The 18,043-nt window shown below is 37.0% G+C and carries 15 protein-coding genes and 1 tRNA gene; 6 read left to right on the top strand and 10 right to left on the bottom strand.

Annotated features, from left to right (window positions below; all coding sequences use genetic code 11):
• Positions 1-233: 233 nt before the first annotated feature.
• Positions 234-315, bottom strand: a tRNA-Leu gene (locus tag DSM00_RS11700).
• A gap of 233 nt (positions 316-548) precedes the next feature.
• Here DSM00_RS11700 and DSM00_RS11695 point away from each other — a divergent pair.
• Positions 549-1,946, top strand: a complete 1,398-nt coding sequence (locus DSM00_RS11695) for a dipeptidase (protein WP_128758204.1) — start codon at positions 549-551, stop codon at positions 1,944-1,946.
• 173 nt (positions 1,947-2,119) lie between these two features.
• On the opposite strand, the gene DSM00_RS11690 is transcribed toward DSM00_RS11695, so the two are convergent.
• The gene (locus DSM00_RS11690) at positions 2,120-2,893 is read right to left on the bottom strand and encodes a DUF1206 domain-containing protein (RefSeq protein WP_128758203.1); all 774 of its coding nucleotides are present in this window, start codon (positions 2,891-2,893) and stop codon (positions 2,120-2,122) included.
• Between the two features lie 108 nt (positions 2,894-3,001).
• Positions 3,002-3,580: a PhnA domain-containing protein gene (locus tag DSM00_RS11685; protein ID WP_128758202.1), complete on the bottom strand. Its 579-nt coding sequence runs from the start codon at positions 3,578-3,580 to the stop codon at positions 3,002-3,004.
• A 301-nt stretch (positions 3,581-3,881) separates the two neighbouring features.
• On the opposite strand from DSM00_RS11685, the gene DSM00_RS11680 reads away from it, so the two are divergent.
• Positions 3,882-4,253 (top strand): BlaI/MecI/CopY family transcriptional regulator, encoded by a 372-nt coding sequence (locus tag DSM00_RS11680; RefSeq protein ID WP_128758201.1) that lies wholly within the window; start codon positions 3,882-3,884, stop codon positions 4,251-4,253.
• A 29-nt stretch (positions 4,254-4,282) separates the two neighbouring features.
• Positions 4,283-6,034, top strand: coding sequence for a M56 family metallopeptidase (locus tag DSM00_RS11675; RefSeq protein ID WP_164916329.1), 1,752 nt, complete (start codon positions 4,283-4,285; stop codon positions 6,032-6,034).
• Between the two features lie 56 nt (positions 6,035-6,090).
• Here the strand turns inward: DSM00_RS11675 and DSM00_RS11670 are convergent, their stop codons facing one another.
• Positions 6,091-7,533 carry a cell wall anchor protein gene (locus tag DSM00_RS11670; RefSeq protein ID WP_128758199.1) on the bottom strand — a complete coding sequence of 481 codons (1,443 nt, stop codon included), beginning with the start codon at positions 7,531-7,533 and terminating at the stop codon, positions 6,091-6,093.
• 203 nt (positions 7,534-7,736) lie between these two features.
• Here DSM00_RS11670 and DSM00_RS11665 point away from each other — a divergent pair, with 203 nt between their 5' ends.
• On the top strand, positions 7,737-8,837 hold the full coding sequence (locus DSM00_RS11665) for a DUF4407 domain-containing protein (RefSeq protein WP_128758198.1): 1,101 nt from the start codon (positions 7,737-7,739) through the stop codon (positions 8,835-8,837).
• Positions 8,838-8,889: 52 nt separating this feature from the next.
• Here DSM00_RS11665 and DSM00_RS11660 read toward each other — a convergent pair whose 3' ends face one another.
• The 5 genes from DSM00_RS11660 to DSM00_RS11640 form a co-directional block, all read right to left on the bottom strand.
• Positions 8,890-10,140 carry an NAD(P)/FAD-dependent oxidoreductase gene (locus tag DSM00_RS11660; protein WP_128758197.1) on the bottom strand — a complete coding sequence of 417 codons (1,251 nt, stop codon included), beginning with the start codon at positions 10,138-10,140 and terminating at the stop codon, positions 8,890-8,892.
• 18 nt (positions 10,141-10,158) lie between these two features.
• Positions 10,159-11,166, bottom strand: coding sequence for a 4-hydroxyproline epimerase (locus DSM00_RS11655; RefSeq protein WP_128758196.1), 1,008 nt, complete (start codon positions 11,164-11,166; stop codon positions 10,159-10,161).
• Positions 11,167-11,259: 93 nt separating this feature from the next.
• On the bottom strand, positions 11,260-12,975 hold the full coding sequence (locus DSM00_RS11650; protein WP_128758195.1) for a DUF885 domain-containing protein: 1,716 nt from the start codon (positions 12,973-12,975) through the stop codon (positions 11,260-11,262).
• Between the two features lie 88 nt (positions 12,976-13,063).
• Positions 13,064-14,641: an aldehyde dehydrogenase (NADP(+)) gene (locus DSM00_RS11645; RefSeq protein WP_128758194.1), complete on the bottom strand. Its 1,578-nt coding sequence runs from the start codon at positions 14,639-14,641 to the stop codon at positions 13,064-13,066.
• Positions 14,642-14,852: 211 nt separating this feature from the next.
• Complete coding sequence (locus tag DSM00_RS11640; protein WP_128758193.1) at positions 14,853-15,785, bottom strand: dihydrodipicolinate synthase family protein; 933 nt, start codon at positions 15,783-15,785, stop codon at positions 14,853-14,855.
• Between the two features lie 133 nt (positions 15,786-15,918).
• On the opposite strand from DSM00_RS11640, the gene DSM00_RS11635 reads away from it, so the two are divergent.
• Together DSM00_RS11635 and DSM00_RS11630 are read left to right on the top strand one after the other, a co-directional pair.
• Positions 15,919-16,767 carry an AraC family transcriptional regulator gene (locus DSM00_RS11635; protein WP_128758192.1) on the top strand — a complete coding sequence of 283 codons (849 nt, stop codon included), beginning with the start codon at positions 15,919-15,921 and terminating at the stop codon, positions 16,765-16,767.
• Between the two features lie 38 nt (positions 16,768-16,805).
• Positions 16,806-17,195, top strand: a complete 390-nt coding sequence (locus DSM00_RS11630) for a hypothetical protein (protein WP_128758191.1) — start codon at positions 16,806-16,808, stop codon at positions 17,193-17,195.
• A 52-nt stretch (positions 17,196-17,247) separates the two neighbouring features.
• Here the strand turns inward: DSM00_RS11630 and DSM00_RS11625 are convergent, their stop codons facing one another.
• Positions 17,248-18,033, bottom strand: a complete 786-nt coding sequence (locus tag DSM00_RS11625; protein ID WP_128758190.1) for an SDR family oxidoreductase — start codon at positions 18,031-18,033, stop codon at positions 17,248-17,250.
• Between the last annotated feature and the right edge of the window lie 10 nt (positions 18,034-18,043).

Genomic DNA, 18,043 nt, shown 5'->3' with positions numbered 1-18,043 from the left:
TTGCGGTTATATTGTATGATAATAAACTCCCCCTTACGAAGTAATAAGGTTGCTATTTAGCAGAATTTATTATTTTACCAGAAAATTAATAGGGTTTAATAACAAATAGAAATATTTGACATCAATACAAATGTTGCCCTGAAATTAGCAAAATGTTGTACCTATGTTGTACCTGACATTTTTTTCGACATTTTTTTAAATGGAAAAAGCCGAAGATTTCTCTTCGGCTTTTGTACGGGCGGGGAGACTCGAACTCCCACACCTCGCGGCATCAGATCCTAAGTCTGACGTGTCTACCAATTCCACCACGCCCGCATTTTAATATTTTAACACTTTATATTTCGCTATGTCCTAAGTCTAGCGTGTCTACCAATTCCACCACGCCTGCAAACTACCTTTAACATACTTAGGACTTCTGCTAAAAGCTTGCACTTCCATATCTGAAAATGCGAGTGCAAATATAGAAAAGATTTTTAATATGAATTGTATTTTTTGAGATAAATTTTACAATCATATTCTTATTTTTACTCAAACACGATTTTGACACTATGAAAGACGCTAAAAACTACGTAGATAAACACCAACAAAGATTTTTAAACGAACTGATAGATTTATTAAAAATTCCATCTATTAGTGCAGATAAATCATATAGAGACGATGTTTTTAATACCGCAGATGCGGTTGCAGAACGTCTTAAGGAAGCAGGTTGTGATACTGTTAAAGTTTGCGAGACACCGGGTTACCCTATTGTTTATGGGGAGAAAATAATTGATAAAAATCTACCTACAATTCTGGTTTACGGTCATTATGATGTGCAGCCACCAGATCCTCTAAATTTATGGGACAGTGCTCCATTTGAGCCTGTTATCAAAAAAACAGATTTACATCCTGAAGGTGCAATTTTTGCCAGAGGAGCTTGTGATGATAAAGGGCAGATGTATATGCACGTTAAGGCTCTTGAATATATGACTCAAAACGACGACTTGCCCTGCAATGTAAAATTTATGATAGAGGGTGAAGAAGAAGTAGGCAGTGAAAATCTTGGCTGGTTTATATCCCGCAATCAAACAAAACTTGCAAATGATGTAATTCTTATCTCTGATACAGGTATGATTGCAAAAGATACGCCTAGTATTACAACCGGGCTTCGTGGTTTAAGTTATGTAGAAGTAGAAGTTACAGGTCCCAACCGCGATTTACACAGTGGATTGTATGGTGGTGCTGTGGCAAATCCTATTAATGTGCTTACAAAGATGATCGCGTCACTTCACGATGAGGACAATCATATTACTATACCCGGGTTTTACGACGATGTTGAAGAATTAAGTGCAGATGAGCGCAATAAAATGGCAGAAGCACCCTTCTTATTAGAAAATTATCAGAAAGCTTTAGATATTGAATCTGTTTATGGAGAGGCGGGTTATTCCACCAATGAGCGCAATAGTATACGCCCTACTCTAGATGTAAATGGTATCTGGGGCGGTTATATAGGTGAAGGCGCAAAAACCGTGATTGCCAGCAAAGCATTTGCTAAAATAAGCATGCGGTTAGTACCTGATCAAGATTGGAAAAAAATTACCGATTTGTTTAAAAACCATTTTGAAAGTATCGCTCCAAAAGGGGTTCGTGTTAAAGTGACTCCACATCACGGCGGACAAGCTTACGTGACACCCATAGATCATATAGGATACAAAGCAGCAGAAAAAGCTTATGAAAAAACCTTTGGAAAAACTCCAATACCACAACGTAGTGGAGGAAGCATACCTATCGTTTCTCTTTTTGAGAAAGAATTAAATAGTAAAACTATTTTAATGGGATTTGGCCTCGACAGTGACGCAATTCACTCTCCCAATGAACATTTCGGAGTTTGGAATTTCTTAAAAGGTATTGAGACAATTCCTCATTTTTATCATGAGTTTACAAAATTAAAATCTGAAGAGAAGTAATCTAATAGTAATGGCGTGACCCCTATTAAAATTGGGGTCGGGCTTTACGCTATATCTTTATAAAGACTAAGTAGTCTTCACAAAGGATGCCGCTGCAATCCCTCACGCAAAATTTTATTATTAGACATAAAAAAAGAGCCTTAAGGCTCTTTTTCTACTTAGGATATATAAGATTAAATTTTAATCTGTGCATATTTAGCTTGTATAAACATAAATACAGCGTAAACGACAAGTCCTAAAGCCACAACACCCATAGCCACTCCACCTAGTGTATCTTGTAAAAAATCAAACGCTGCTACCTTACTACCTGAGGATCCAGAATTGCCTAAGGCAACTTTACATAATAGGAATGCCACTATTCCAGATACAATTCCGCGTGCGGTAAAGCCTATCTCCCCCGCTCGTATTAATATTTTCTTTCCTTTGGGACCTAATTTGCTTTCATTCACGTCATCTCTAAACTCACCAGAGTAGGCTTTATACGTTTGAAATATAGCTTTTCCGGCGATACATAATGCTACAAAACCTAATAAGTAGGGACCGTATGAATTAGACATAATGGTGGAAATTAAAGAGTCGCCACCAGAGCCCGAATTACCTACAAGAACCATTTTTAAGGCAGTTATACCTAAGGCACCATAAAAAATTCCGCTAATAAGATATCCGCTTCTTTTTACAAAACCTTTGTAATTACTCCAAGGTTCTTCAGCACCCTTTAGTGCCTCAAACCATCTATAAAAGGTGTATCCAAACAAACCTATAGCCAGAATTATAAGTAATACTTTACCAAAGGGTTGCTCCCGTATGAACTGAAGCGCATTTTGCTGTCCGCTTTTTGAACCTCCTAAATTAAATGCTGCCATCGCTGTAAGCATACCTATTATAGCATATACCATACCTTTCGCTACCATACCAAACCGGGCTAGTTTTTCCTTTTTCTGATCCATTTTAGAAAGATACTATGCTTAATACACATCACATCTTAAGGAGTTGTTATTTTATTTACGTAAACAAAAGTCAGGCATTTAAGTGTAATCTATTATTAAAAATTACGTTTACAGCTTCTTTACATAATCAGTAATTAAAACAATTTGTTGACCATCTACTTTGCCTTCTATGTATTTATCATTTTCGTGATCTAATGATATACGGCGCACCGCTGTACCTTGCTTAGCAACCATACTGCTACCTTTTACTTTAAGATCTTTAATCAATACTACAGAGTCTCCCGCTTCAAGAATAACCCCATTGCTGTCACGGTGAATCAACCCTTTTGAAGAATCGTCTGCAATACCAGCTTGAGCCCATTCTTTAACCTCATCTTCCATATACATCATATCAAGCAAATCTTGAGGCCATCCCTGAGCCTTTAATTGATTAAGCATACGATAAGCAACCACTTGTACCGCTGGGATCTGGCTCCACATACTATCATTAAGACATCGCCAGTGATTTGCTGCTATTTGTTCTGCATCTTGTAATTGAGTTCTGCATGTTCCGCAAGCAAAAATATGCGTGTCTGCTGTTATGTTTTCTGGAGAATCTGGTACTGTGTATATATCTAAATCGGTTGTACTGTTGCATAATTCGCATACATTACCACTACGATCTCTTAAGTTTTGTTCTAGGCTCATTGTTAATTTATTTAGAACGCAAAGATAGATTTATTGATTTATTGATTAGCTATTATTAATTAAACGCAATATCACTAAACCTAACTCCTAGAGTTAAGCATCAATGCGATAGGTATTGAGGTTTTGTTGAAGCTCTATTTGCCTTTCTGCAAAGAAACGACTGCCGGAAGCCCGGTTTTTTAAGGGCTCCTTCTTAACCGAAAAAATTTGAGAAAATTTTAAAAATAAAAAAGATTGCTCTACACTTGTAGAATTAAAATTTATTTCTACATTTGTAGAACACAATCTCAATTTGTAGAATATGACACTTTCAAATGCCGAAGAACAATTAATGCAACTGCTTTGGAAAAAAGAAAAAGCATTTATGAAAGATCTCATCGATGCGTATCCAGATCCTAAGCCGGCGACTACTACGATTGCTACGTTGCTAAAACGTATGCAGGATAAAAATTTTGTTGACTATGTGCAATATGGCAGGTCGCGAGAATATTTTCCGCTGGTTAAAAAGAAGGTGTATTTCTCAAAACAAGTAAACGGGATGATTAAAAATTTCTTTAATGACTCTGCAGCACAGTTTGCATCGTTTTTTACCAAGGAAACAGATTTGTCGCAAGAAGAGCTTGAAGATCTCAAAAAACTGATTGATCAACGCTTAAAAGAGGAAAGAAAATGATAGCCTATATTATAAAATCGGTATTGTGTTTGTTAATTCTCTGGGGGTTTTACAAGATCGCTTTAGAGCAACAAGCCGTACATCAATTGAAGCGTTTTTATTTGTTGGGATGCTTGGTTATAGCGCTTGTATTACCTCTAATTACCTTAAGCTACTCTGTAGAAGTTGAACCGCAACCAGCAGTTGAGCAGATAGCATTTGATACTATTGCAGTTACAGACGAAGTTAATACATCGATTGAAGAAACTATACATTGGACACCTATACTAATAGGCTCAATTTACGCGGCAGGTGTATTGCTTTTTGGCTTTAGATTCTTAGGTAATCTATATCGCCTACGCGAAAAAGTAACTCACAATGAGCGCGTAAAATCTAAATCGCATATTAATGTGCTCCTTCTTGAAAAGATAGTCCCACACTCGTTCTTAAACTATATTTTCCTACCCAAAAATGACTTTAAAAATAATGCGATCGCTCTAGAAGTTCTAGCGCATGAGCAAGCACATGTAAGTCAGAAGCACAGCTGGGACATTCTTTTTATAGAGATTTTACAGGTAGTCTTTTGGTTTAATCCGCTATTTATTTTAATCAAAAATAGCATTCGGCTTAACCACGAATTTCTCGCTGATAAGACCGCATTAAAAGAAGAAGCTGATATTAAAAATTACACAAATCTTTTATTTACCTATTCGGGTGGTAGTCATCAAACCGCGTTATCAAGCCCGATTAATTATTCATTAACTAAAAAACGAATCATTATGTTATCAAAAACCCGCTCAGTCAAAAAACTGACCGCCCGTCTCGCACTATTTGTGCCCGTTTTCACACTCTGCGTGTATTTCTTTAATCAGGAAATTGTGGCGAAGCCAGTTTCAGACGAGGGAATCCAGCCAAACGAAACATCAGTAGTTGCTGAGCAAAAAAATGAACCAACAGCTTCACCTATTCAAACTTGGAAAAACCAAGAACTTATGACTTTAACTATACGTGTTGAAGATGAATTGGTATGGGTAAATGGGGTATCTACTTCCATAGAAAATTTCGTTAAAACTATAAACGAGGTCACAAAAGACTGGACGAATTCTGACATGATGAACTATTCTACCCGTTTACAAGCTAAAAACGGAGTTGATAACGTTATAAGTGCGCTTTCAAAAGAATTCAAAAAAACCAAGCTTTATAAAACCAATCCTACACGGGAGTTGATCCCGCCTCCACCACCGCCAGCTCCGGCTGTGCCTCAGGGTCAACTTCCACCGCCACCGCCACCGCCAACACCAGCAGATCCCGCAGCATTTGCTAATGACAAATACAATTTATTAAATATAAAATTATCAAATACAGAAGCTATAGAAATAGAAGGTCAAAAAACAACGATTTCTAAAGCAAAAGATTTTATTAAAAGTAACTTCAAAGACTGGACTCAGGACACGAATGAGAAACCACGCGGTGTACTATTTCATTTACCAGAGGGTGTTTCTGAAAGTCAGGCACACAAAGTATTTAAAAAGATACAAGATTTTAAAATCAATAGAATTACTTTTAAAAAGGAAACGCCAGCGCCACCTGCTCCTCCTAAAATTGGTGAACTTCCTCAAGCTTCAGGACCTACAGCTATGATTAATACGCTAAAAGAAAACAACGGAACCGCTTACTACAACGGTAAAAAGGTTTCTTATGAAACAGCGCTTTCTGTTATGAAACAGAAGAAAAATTTACAAATACTTCTCAATGAAAATAAAGGGAAAGGAACTCCTGATCTTATCATAAAAGACAATTAGATAAAAAAAGGCTCAAATAAGCTTAAAGCTTATTTGAGCCTTTTTTTATCTTAATTCTACTTAATTGAAACATTTTCTGAAAACACTATTAAATCATCATCTCCACTTCCTGTAAGTCGGCGTACAAAAACTTCTATATAATTACCCGCATCTAGATTCACTACACTAGATAAAGCCACATTTTGTATTTGAGAATTGCTATCTATATAAACTACCGCATTGGATTCTGTAATTACCCCTCCATTTTTAGCGAAAACAAATGCATAATAATCTCCTGCAGCATTGTTCACCCGTACAGATAATGATGCGGTTAATTGAAAATTACGACCTTTTCTTCCGGTATACGTAAGACGATTATTACCTCCACTAGCTGTAAACCTAAAAAGATTCTGAGCCGAAAAACCATTATTTGTAGCATCATCATATTCGACTTCTACTGCTGTATTGTTATCAATTTTTTTAACGAACCCAGTGGTTAAACCACTAGTAGAATAAAAATTTGCAGATGCATTGCCGTCTGTTTCAACAGGAATACCCTCACAATTCACATCCCATTGCTTTGAAAAATTATACCCCGAGAAAGTATTAGCTGCGGTATAACCATTTACCAATCTTCCATCACCTACAAAACTTAAGCCACTCAGTAAAGCTGAATTAGTCACGGTAGGATTTGCATTTACATTTAAACCAGTTTCCCCCGTGTCTGCTACCACACGACCATTTGCCATTTGCAAATTACTGAATGTTCCGGTCAAGGTCATAAATGTTCCTTGATTAGTAGCTGTCCAGAACGTATTGTTCATAAAAAAAGAACCAATATTAGACACTGCAAAACCGGTCGTATTATTTACATACTGTGAAATACTAAAAAAAACCAGGTCTAATCCGGTTAGTCTACCTAAGGAGGAAGCGTTGCTAAAAATAACATTGTTAGCAACGAGCGTACCTCCAGTTAAATTAAAAATTTGTTTCTTATTTCCATTAATGGTAAGGTTTCTTATACTGCCACCTCCAGATCCGGTAAATAAGGAGCCAGAGGTATTGTTTACAAATATATCGCTCCCTGTGTCTACCCCTTCGACATATGCTCCATTTAGATTTATAGGAAAATTTACAGTTACATTTCCGTTAATCTCATATAGGAAATTAGTTTTTAATAAATATTGAGATCCTCCACCTAATGTAAGTTCGTCAGAAAGATCTGCAATTGTTTTTACTAGTTTGTAATTATCTCTTTTGACGGCACCTTCAAGCTCTACCCAGACGCTCCCATCATTATAATAATAGCTGTTTGTTACAGAGTTAAAAATAGTAAGTCCTTTCGTGGGGCTACTAATAGCGTTCATTTGAGCAGTGGTCATTCTAGGAAACAGAACACCTTGTGTTGTAGATGTAACATCTAGTATACTTGCAGGATCTGGTGAAGTTGTACCAATACCTATTTGAGCAGCTAGTAAACTTGGTAAAAAAAGTATAAAAAATAGGTAATTTTTAAGCATAATAGTAGGGATTTGGATATTCATAGACCTTCAAAAGTACTCAACTAAAACGATAAAATACGTTTTTTATCGATCATATACACAAATAAAGAAGCAACTCATATATTTTACAAGTTATAAGCTACAATCTCAGCACATGTAATCTTTGTTGCATACTATATATTAATGTTTTACGTTTAGGATAATTCATCAATCATCACATTATGCTTAAAAAATTCTTCATCCTTTGTTCTGGTGCTGATCACGTCTTGCTAGATACTTGTGCTCCCGGAGAGCAAAATAAATATGCTGGTATAGGAGCTACGGTTTTCTTTACTGCTTTAATGGCATTTGTAGCATCGGGCTATGCGCTTTATACTGTATTTGATTCAATACCCATTGCTGTAGGTTTTGGTTTTATCTGGGGCCTTTTAATATTTAATTTAGATCGCTTTATTGTTTCAACAATAAAAAAACGCGAGAGCATTTTAGACGAATTTTTGCAGGCATTGCCCCGATTAATTCTAGCATTAATTATTGCAATTGTAATCTCAAAACCTCTTGAATTAAAAATATTTGAGAAAGAAATTGATCGCGTTCTACTTGAACAAAAAAATGATCTAACCCTTGCAAATCAAATTCAAATTGGAGAACAGTTTATTCCGGCAGTTACGCTCTTAGATAATCAAATAAAAGAACTTAAAAATCAAATTGTAGCGAAGGAACAAGAAGTAAATGATCTTTACACAACTTATATAACAGAAGCTGAAGGTACAGCAGGTACAAACCGATTAGGGAAAGGACCTGTTTACAAGGAAAAAAGAGATAAACACGATGCTGCTTTAGCAGATTTAAAATTGTTGAAAGAATCAAATGCAGACAAGATTTCGGCCATAGAAATTGAAAAAAACGATCTTGTTGCAACCTATGAAACACGTGTTGCAGAAACACAGCCTATAATAGACAATTTTGATGGCCTTATGGCACGCATCGAAGCTTTGAATGAATTACCATGGATCCCTTCATTTTTCATTTTTCTACTTTTTCTAGCTATTGAAACAACTCCTATTTTTGCTAAGCTTATTTCTCCAAGAGGCGAATATGATTTGAGACTGGCCGATTCAGAGGGCGAACTAACCTCATGGGTAACCCAAAAAGCAAATCAGCGTAAGAATTTAATTGATGCAGATAATGTGGTAAATGATAAGGTTTATGGCGATCTGGCTCAAGAAGACGAACTCTACAACTACAAAAAGAAAATGGCACGAGATCTTATGCAAAAACAGCAGGATGCCTTCTATAAAAAACAAAGTAAATTACTCTAATTAATTGCTACTTATTCAATTTCCCTTCTCCTAGAGAAGGGAAATTCCAGCTTTAAAATTTCCTGTCGGGATTGTAGACACTGAGATCTAGAGAAGGTTTTTGGGCATCAATAATTTCAGAAACTAAAAGCCCGGTAGCTGGTCCCAGACTCCATCCCATCATCGCGTGACCAGTTGCAAGTGTAAGGTTTTTCCATTTTGAAGTTTTACCTATATAGGGCAATCCGTCTGGCGTTACAGGTCTCAAACCACACTGCGCTTCTGCTTTTTCTTGCTTAGTTATCAAAACATTTTTAAAATATTTAGGCACTGCTTCTGCAAGGGCTTCAACGCGGGTTTTATTGATCTTATGATTGATACCAGCGATTTCCATAGTACCTGCAAAACGTGTAAAGCCGTTCATAGGAGTAACTGCAACTTTAGCCTCACATAAAATCGATGGTAATGTGATCCCATTTTCTACTGTTGAATTAATGCGATATCCTTTACCGGCTTGCATCAAAATATTCAGATTTAGTTTCTTGTTTAAAAAACCCGCCCAGGCGCCGGTTGCGAGCACCACCTCATCTGCTTTTACACTTTTCCCGTTAAGCGTTTTGACGATATTTATTTTATTTTCACTCAGTTCAAAATCAATTACCTGCTCATTCTTTAAAAAAGTAACTCCTTTCTTTTCAAGCAAACTTTTTAACTCTGTCATAAATTCGCCGGGTGTAGTATGTTGATCACACTCGTAAAATACGGCACCTTTTATATTAAGCGTTGCATTTGGCATTTTTTGCTGTACTTCTTCCGCAGAAAGCAATCTTGCCGGTAAACCTTCCCGAGTTGCTAATTCTAAAATATGAGCTTCCTTTTCTAGCATATAATCTGTTTGACACAGCATCAACAAGCCTTTTTTCTCTAATTGAAATGAAAAATTTTCTACCTGTTTTATGTCTGAATACAAATCTGTCGACAGCAAATTAATATCGCGAATCGCAGGTATCGCTTTGTTTACATTAACTGCTGAGCACGACTTATTAAACGCTACAGACCATTTTAGAAATTCAGGATCTAAACGCGGCTTGATATACAACGGACTTTTACTGCTAAACATCCATTTTATACCTTGCTTCATCACACCCGGTGCTGCAAGTGGAATAATATGACTAGGTGTCAAATATCCAGCATTCACGTAAGATGCTCCACCTTCCATGTTATCTTGATCAATAACAGTAACCTCGTGACCTGCTCTCTGTAAATAATACGCACAAGAAAGTCCAATAATTCCCCCACCAACAATCACACATTTTTTACTCATATTAATTGATTTTTGAGTTTAAATTACCTGGAACCCCAACGCATAGGGATCTTCGGTATCTATAGTCAATGTATTTTGCCCGTAAATACGCGCCCATCTTTTTATACTGGGAATTATTGCTGGAAAAGTACCTAAAGTAATTACTGTCTCTACCCTCCCTATAAATTTTGAACCTATTATACTTTCGTGAACATAATCGGTTTGCGGTTGTAAGAGACCGCGCGCATGAAGTTGTGCCATACGTGCTGAAGTTCCCGTACCACAAGGTGATCGGTCTATTGCTTTGTCTCCATAAAAAACTGCATTTCTACCCGATGAGGCAGGATCTATAGGAGTTCCTGTCCATAATATATGACTCACATCTCGTATGGTTGTATTTTCAGGATGTATAAAATGATCAGGATATTTAAGATTTATTCGCTGGCGCAACTCCTGACTTAATTGAATAATTTTTGAAGCTGAAAAATCCTGAATTCCGCTAAAATTTTTCTGTGGATCAACAATCGCGTAGTAATTTCCACCATACGCAACATCAAATTTTAGTTCGCCTAACACAGGACAAATAATTGTCAAATCTCGAGCTGCCAGATAACTTTTTACATTGGTTAGCTTTACCCAATCTACCTTATCTGCAGTCTGTTGATATTCAATTTCTACGAGTCCTGCAGGGGCTTCCATTCGTATTTTTCCCGGGATTTTGGGTGTAATCAATCCCTTCTCAATGGCAATTGTTATGGTGCCTATTGTACCGTGACCACACATAGGTAAACATCCGCTGGTTTCAATAAATAAAATGGCAAAGTCATTTTTAGAATCATGAGGCGGAAACAAAATACTACCGCTCATCATGTCATGACCGCGAGGCTCAAACATCAACCCTTTACGAATCCAATCATACTCTTTTAAAAAGTGTAGCCTTTTTTCGCTTATGGTCTCGCCTATTAAAGAAGGACCTCCTGATCTTACCACCCGCACGGGATTACCACAGGTATGTGCATCTATACATTCAAATGTATGTATGGCCATTGACAGTCAATTTAAATGATTGTTTGAAAAGTGTATTAATCTGCTCAATGAGCAGACATATCTACTCTTTGCAAGTATTTCGAATAAGTCTGTTTAACTTTTTATGGTCTTATCGATGTACGCATCAACCTGCTCTTCAAGAATAGGCAGTGTTACGGTACCAGCACCTAAAATCACCTCGTGGAAATCCCGAATGTTGAACTTTTCTCCTAATTCTTTTTTAGTGCGCTCTCGCAATTCGCGTATTTTAAGTTCGCCTATTTTATAACTTAACGCTTGCCCCGGCCAGCCAATGTAACGATCTGTTTCGGTATTAATCTCATGAATAGAAAGTGCTGTGTTTTGTGACATATAATCTACCACCTCTTGTCGTGACCAGCCCATTGCATGTATACCGGTATCAACTACGAGTCGGCAAGCCCGCCACATCTCATAAGTAAGCTGACCAAATTTCTCATACGGAGTTCTGTAAATCCCCATCTCATCTGCTAAAAATTCAGCGTATAAACCCCACCCTTCTCCGTATGCAGAGAGGTATAAGTTTTTTCTAAACTGCGGAATGCTATCACCTAATTCCTGATTAAGTGCTCCTTGCAAATGATGACCTGGCACGGCCTCATGTGCAGTTAGTGCTGGTAATGTATAAAGAGTTCTACTATCAAGTTTATAGGTGTTTACCAAATAATGACCTGCCTGAGTACCGTTAATAGAGCTTCCGCTATAACGGCCGGTTGTATATTTTGGAGCAATAGCATCGGGCACTTTGATCACTCCGTACGGTTGACGAGGAAGTTTTTTAAAATAAGTCGGCAACTCATTATCAATACGTTTCGCAATATCACGGGCGTGCATTAAAAGCGCATCTCCGGTAGTTACATAAAATTGCTTATCGGTACGTAAAAACTGAAGAAATTCTGCAAATGAGCCTGTAAAACCAACTTCCTTAATTATTTCCTTCATTTGCGTTTTTATACGCGCCACTTCTTGAAGCCCCAACTCGTGAATAGATTTTGCTGTGTATGCTTTTGACGTGGTGTAAAAATTTATTCGATTTTGATAGAAATCTGCTCCACCGGGTTGTGCTGAAACTCCAATCTTCTCACGGCTAATAGGAAGATATTCAGTTTCAAAAAAGGTTTTAATTTTTTTAAAACTTGGTATTACATCATTACTAATTACTTGCTCAGCAGCTATTAATAAAGAGTCCTTTCGCTTTTGCGAAAAACTATCTGGTAAATTTAGAAAAGGCGAATAAAAATAACTTTCTAACGGATTATCTACAATATGCGTGTCGTATGAAGCCTCGTATCCTTTAAAAATTATTAGAGGCTGAACGATGCCTTGCTCCAGACCTTTTCGCATTAGTTTAAACTGACTATCGGTAAAATATGGGATAGCTTTTAACCGATCTAGATATTCTTTTGCCTGCTTATAACTACGTATAGGACGTACTTGATAATTAAGATCTAAATGAAAACCCTGATCTGCTTGCAACGGATTAAGATACATTTTATAGCTGTATTCATCAATCTGATCTTGTAATACAAAACGCAGTAATTTAAAGGAAATCGTCTCCCCTTTACTTAAGTCTGAAACCGTAATTTTATCGAGCTTGCTAAGTAAGCCTGTTGCAAAATCAGCACGTTCTTTTGGTAATTGTTCATCGTTCCTTCCTAATGGGAATTCGTTTCTATCGAAATCACGATGCTGCTGATACTCACTAATTATACTATCTAAAGAAATAGCTTGCTGCGCCCTTGAAGTTGCAAAACTTAAAACAAGAATAGCAAGTACAATGTATTGTTTCATAGGCTTATGGGTTTTAAAAAGTAATTTCTCAATAGATTTATCCAGAGCTTTTCAAAGACTCTGGCAGGCTCAGTCTCACCTATAAAATTTATGCTTTAGTATAAAATCCATTTACTTTGCGTAAAATTCCTAATGGGTTATCATCTTGTAAGGCTGCTGGTAAAATCTCTTGTGGCCAATCTTGATAAGAAACAGGACGCACCCATCGATAGATAGCGTCATTACCTACAGAGGTAAATTTAGAATCTGAAGAAGCAGGAAAAGGGCCACCATGATGCATTGCGGGGCATACCTCAACACCCGTGGGAACGCCGTTAAAAAGTATTCTTCCTACTCGGGAGCGTAACGCATCAATAACTTTACTGTATTTGGCAACCTCAGAACTATCACCTATCAAGGAACCTGTTAACTGCCCTTCTAATTGATTTAAGACTTCTACTAACTGGGTTTGTGAATCACAAGCAACCAGCATCGAAAAAGGTCCAAAAACCTCAGTATGCAAATCTTTATTTTCTAAAAAAGCCTCTCCACTTACTTTTACAAGTGTAGGCTTCCCATCGTTTGCACCATTTGTAGCCAGTTTTACTGCGAGAACTTCGGTTTCTGAAGCATCAAGCATATTTTGTTTACCGGTCTCGTAAGCCGAATGAATATTAGGATGTAGCATACAGCTTGCTATCTGCTCGTCTATATACGAAGCTAAATGCTTCCCAAAGTTATCTAACTCAGTACTTGCAATACCCAGAATAAGTCCGGGATTTGTACAAAACTGACCTGCTCCCATATTGATACTCGCTGCATATTTTTGAGCCCAGGATTCTCCTCTTGCTTTTAGTGCTTCAGGTAAGAGAACTACTGGATTAATACTTCCCATTTCTGCATAAACCGAAATAGGTTCTTCTCGGTTTGCAGCAATTTTGCACAATGCTTTACCTGCTTTTATACTTCCTGTAAAACCAACACCTTTAATTGCCGCGTGTTTTACAAGTTGTTCGCCTACAGTTATTCCTTTACTATTTAAATTAGAAAACACTCCCTCCGGCATTCCGGTTTTTTGAGCTGCCTTAATAATCGCCAAAGCAACTAACTCACCTGTAGCAGCGTGCATAGGATGGCTTTTTACAATTACCGGGCAACCCGCTGCAAGTGCACTTGCCGTATCACCTCCTGCTGTTGAAAATGCAAACGGAAAATTACTCGCACCAAAAACAGCAACGGGACCTATCGCAATCTGCATTTTACGTAAATCGGGTTTAGGTGCAGGTGTACGTTTAGGATCTGCTAAATCTAATGTTGCCTGTACCCAGTCACCTTGTTCTAAAAGCGATGCAAACGCATTTAATTGGCCTATTGTGCGACCACGCTCTCCCATTGCTCTACCTTCTGGAAGACCAGATTCTGTAGTGTATGCGTTGATAAGTTGTTGACCCAAGTCTTCAATCTCTAGGGCTATTTGACGTAAAAAAAGAGCACGTTCGGCATCGGTTTTATTTTTATAAACTTCAAAAGCTTCAGCAGCTAATGTAGCAGCAGCATCAACTTCGGCTTCGGTAGCTTCAGTAAATACCCACTCGTTTTCAGTATTTAATTTTGGGTTTATCGTAGTATATGTCACGTTACCTTCCGCAGAAATTTTACTCCCTATATAATTTTTACCTGTGATCATTGTGTTCAATTTCTTTTAGCTCTATTTTTTTGTTTAATCAAGTATTTGATTAAAATCTTATAATTCAATTCTATATAATTCGTGTAGATGAATTTTATGGGCCATATACCTGTGCTTTTAGTTAAGAACCTCTCGGGTTATTAATAGCTGATCATAAAATTATGTCATTCACTTCAAATTCATTTGTTTACCAATTTAGGTTACGCAATTGTTATATAGAAGCACTTGTACTTAAATTTTTGTAATCTGGCAATTTAGGCCGGCTCGCTAACCCAAGACTAATAATTTTAAGTACTTCTTCACGACGTGCTCCAGACAAAGGAAGACGCGGTGCACGCACGTGTTCAGAACCTATATTTGTATGCACTTCAGCAAGTTTAATATTTTGTACGAGTTGGGCATCTATATCTAATTCTAAAAGCGGTAAAAACCATCGGTAAATCTCTAAAGCTTCTGCAATACGTCCTGCTTTTTGCAATTCATAAATAGCAACCGTCTCTGCCGGAAATGCACAAACCAAGCCGGCAACCCAGCCATCTGCTCCCATCAATAAACTCTCGAGAGCCAGTGTATCTACACCGGTCATAATTTTTAAACGATCACCAAAACGATTTTTAATTCGCGTTACATTAGAAATATCGCGGGTAGACTCTTTAACAGCAACAATATTTGCTTCTTGTAGTAAGTCTTCAAACATATCAAGTGTTACTTCTATCTTGTAATCTATAGGATTATTATAAACCATTATAGGCAAGCTAGTACTTTGCGCAACTGCTTTAAAATAAGCCACAGTTTCTGCATCATTTGCTTTGTAGCGCATAGGAGGCAACATCATTAAACCATTTGCACCATCTTTTTTTGCCTGAGCTGCTGCTGCAATTGCTCCTTTTGTAGTTTGCTCGGCAATATTCATCATCACAGGTACTCTGTCAGCTACGATCTCTACAGTTTTGCGTGTTAAGATGCTCTTTTCTTCATCTGTTAATGTACTTGCTTCACCAAGCGTACCACCTAGAACAATACCGTGCACACCGGCGTCAAGTTGTGCTTTAATATTAATCTCAAATAAATCAAGATCTAATTTATCGTCTGCTGTAAACTTTGTGGTTACTGCCGGCATCACGCCTTCCCAATTAATTTGCATAGTTTCTGATGTTTGTTACTTAAACAAAAGTAACAGCCTTTCTAAGAATTGATTTTGTAGTTTTTAGCCAGAAGTTTGCATATATTAACCTAATTACTCATTTTGAACAGAATTTCACGTCAAATATTACGAATTGAAAGTTTTACCTTTTAAAATACCTAAATCGGATAATAACGCGCTCATCTTTCAAGAAGATCGTGAACCCTCGTTTTACGATCAATTACATCAACATCCCGAAATACAGATAAGTTATATTGTTTCTGGCAGTGGTAAACTGCTTGTAGGCGATACTATATCTCGCTTTAACAGGGGTGATATTTTAGTTTTCGGCGGAAACTTACCTCACGTATTTAGAAGCGATGCACATACTGAGCACCTTTCTCATATGCTTACTGTATTTTTTAACCGGGAAGGTTTCGGCACTTCGTTTTTTGAAACTGAAGAATTAAAAGATTTTAATTCTTTCTTTAAAAAGGCTGCCTCAGGGTTTAGAGTTTTAGATATAAACGATCGATTACTGAAAGAGTTTCTAATCTTAAAGAATACTGCTCACCTCAAACGTTTTATGAGTTTTATGCGTTTGCTTTACCATTTAAATAATGCTAAAAAAGAACTCCTTTCTAATTTTACCAAAAACTCCAACTATACAGATACCGAAGGGCAGCGTATGAGCAGCGTATTTGATTATTGCTTAACTTATTTTAGAGAACGCATTAGCCTTTCAGAAATTTCTGAGATCGCCGCAATGAGTCCAACTGCTTTTTGTAGGTTTTTTAAAGAGCGAACTAATAAAACCTTCAATCAGTTTTTGCTCGAGTTGCGTATAGAACACGCTTGTCAAATGCTACGCACTACTAGAGATCTAGAGGCTATTGCAACTATCGCTTACAGTTGTGGTTTTAATTCGGTTTCTAATTTTAATCGTTATTTCAAAAAACAAAAAGGTATAAGTCCGCGAGCCTATAAAAAACGTGTTGCCTAATTGGAATACTTTTTGATCCTGATTTTTAAACTTCTACCATGAACTACTTATTTCTTGTTGCTTTCATCTTTACGAGCTATTGTGCTCAAGCTCAAAATTTTTCAGGAAACTACAATCAAATTATTAATATTGATGATGGTGGAGTAATCGTTTATGAGTTAACACTCAATCCTTCCGGTAGATTTGAATTTCATTTTTACCGCAAACTTATTTGTAAAATTTGCAAGGAAGAAAACCAGTATGGTAAAGGAACGTGGCGACAAGAAGGTAAGTATATCTTTTTTACTACCGAATCTACAGACTTAAATGAAAACTACACTCTTGATTTTACCAACTCCAAAGCGCGTTTTCATAAAAGTGAAACCAATTTACTTTTTACAGAATCTAATATTTATTGGATTGAAAAGAAGCAGTTAGCTAAACTCTAATCCTAGCAGCTAATTAGGTATTAACAGCTATCGGTTTTAATATTCTATTTATTTACAAGCTACTTAGTAAACCACCGTCTATAGGAATTTGCGTTCCTGTGATATAAGAAGCCTGTTCTGAAGCTAAAAAGGAAACTAAAAAGCCATATTCCTCCGGTTTACCGATACGGCGTACCGGTACTTTTGCTTCCATTTGCTTTAAGACTTCCTCTTCTGAAACACCTTGTTCCTGAGCTTTTTGTGCATTGAGCGATGTGATACGTTCGGTATCAAAATATCCGGTAAGAATACTGTTTACTGTGATTTGGTCTTGACCTACTTCCGAAGCGAGACTTTTTGCCCAAGTAACAACTGCAGCTCGTATGCTATTAGACAAAACTAAATACGATAAAGGCTCTTTTACAGATACCGAAGCTACATTAATCACACGACCCCATTGCGCGTTGCGCATTCCGTTTAAAGCTAATTCTGTAGTTAAAACAACGGTTTTGAATAACAAATCAAAAGCCTGCTGATAATCTGAGACCTCTTTATCTAGTGCAGTTCCCGAGGCAGGACCTTGTGTATTATTTACCAGAATATCTATGTGATTATTCTCAAAGTATTTTGCGATATTTTTTTTATACGATTCAAAGTCTGTAAAATCTACGACTAAAATCTGGTGATTTTGACCTTTAATTGATGGCAATAGTTCCTTTACCATTTCTAGCTTTTCTTTAGATCTAGACATCAGTGTTACATTAGCACCACTCGCTGCTAATTGTAATGCAATGGCTTTTCCTATTCCGGAAGTACTCCCACCTACTAGTGCATTTTTACCGCTTAAATCTATAATCATGATCTGGTCG

Origin of the sequence: Leeuwenhoekiella aequorea (assembly GCF_004104375.1) — a bacterium.
In the GTDB taxonomy this organism is placed as follows: domain Bacteria; phylum Bacteroidota; class Bacteroidia; order Flavobacteriales; family Flavobacteriaceae; genus Leeuwenhoekiella; species Leeuwenhoekiella aequorea.
Note: the sequence above shows the minus strand (reverse complement) of the source record. Positions and strands in the feature narration are given on the sequence as shown.

Bases quoted from the DNA above. Each gene is read 5' to 3' on its own strand.
- DSM00_RS11695 (WP_128758204.1), top strand. From the start codon at position 549: ATGAAAGACGCTAAAAACTACGTAGATAAACACCAACAAAGATTTTTA.
- DSM00_RS11690 (WP_128758203.1), bottom strand. From the start codon at position 2,893: ATGGATCAGAAAAAGGAAAAACTAGCCCGGTTTGGTATGGTAGCGAAA.
- DSM00_RS11685 (WP_128758202.1), bottom strand. From the start codon at position 3,580: ATGAGCCTAGAACAAAACTTAAGAGATCGTAGTGGTAATGTATGCGAA.
- DSM00_RS11680 (WP_128758201.1), top strand. From the start codon at position 3,882: ATGACACTTTCAAATGCCGAAGAACAATTAATGCAACTGCTTTGGAAA.
- DSM00_RS11670 (WP_128758199.1), bottom strand. From the start codon at position 7,533: ATGCTTAAAAATTACCTATTTTTTATACTTTTTTTACCAAGTTTACTA.
- DSM00_RS11665 (WP_128758198.1), top strand. From the start codon at position 7,737: ATGCTTAAAAAATTCTTCATCCTTTGTTCTGGTGCTGATCACGTCTTG.
- DSM00_RS11660 (WP_128758197.1), bottom strand. From the start codon at position 10,140: ATGAGTAAAAAATGTGTGATTGTTGGTGGGGGAATTATTGGACTTTCT.
- DSM00_RS11655 (WP_128758196.1), bottom strand. From the start codon at position 11,166: ATGGCCATACATACATTTGAATGTATAGATGCACATACCTGTGGTAAT.
- DSM00_RS11650 (WP_128758195.1), bottom strand. From the start codon at position 12,975: ATGAAACAATACATTGTACTTGCTATTCTTGTTTTAAGTTTTGCAACT.
- DSM00_RS11645 (WP_128758194.1), bottom strand. From the start codon at position 14,641: ATGATCACAGGTAAAAATTATATAGGGAGTAAAATTTCTGCGGAAGGT.
- DSM00_RS11640 (WP_128758193.1), bottom strand. From the start codon at position 15,785: ATGCAAATTAATTGGGAAGGCGTGATGCCGGCAGTAACCACAAAGTTT.
- DSM00_RS11630 (WP_128758191.1), top strand. From the start codon at position 16,806: ATGAACTACTTATTTCTTGTTGCTTTCATCTTTACGAGCTATTGTGCT.
- DSM00_RS11625 (WP_128758190.1), bottom strand. From the start codon at position 18,033: ATGATTATAGATTTAAGCGGTAAAAATGCACTAGTAGGTGGGAGTACT.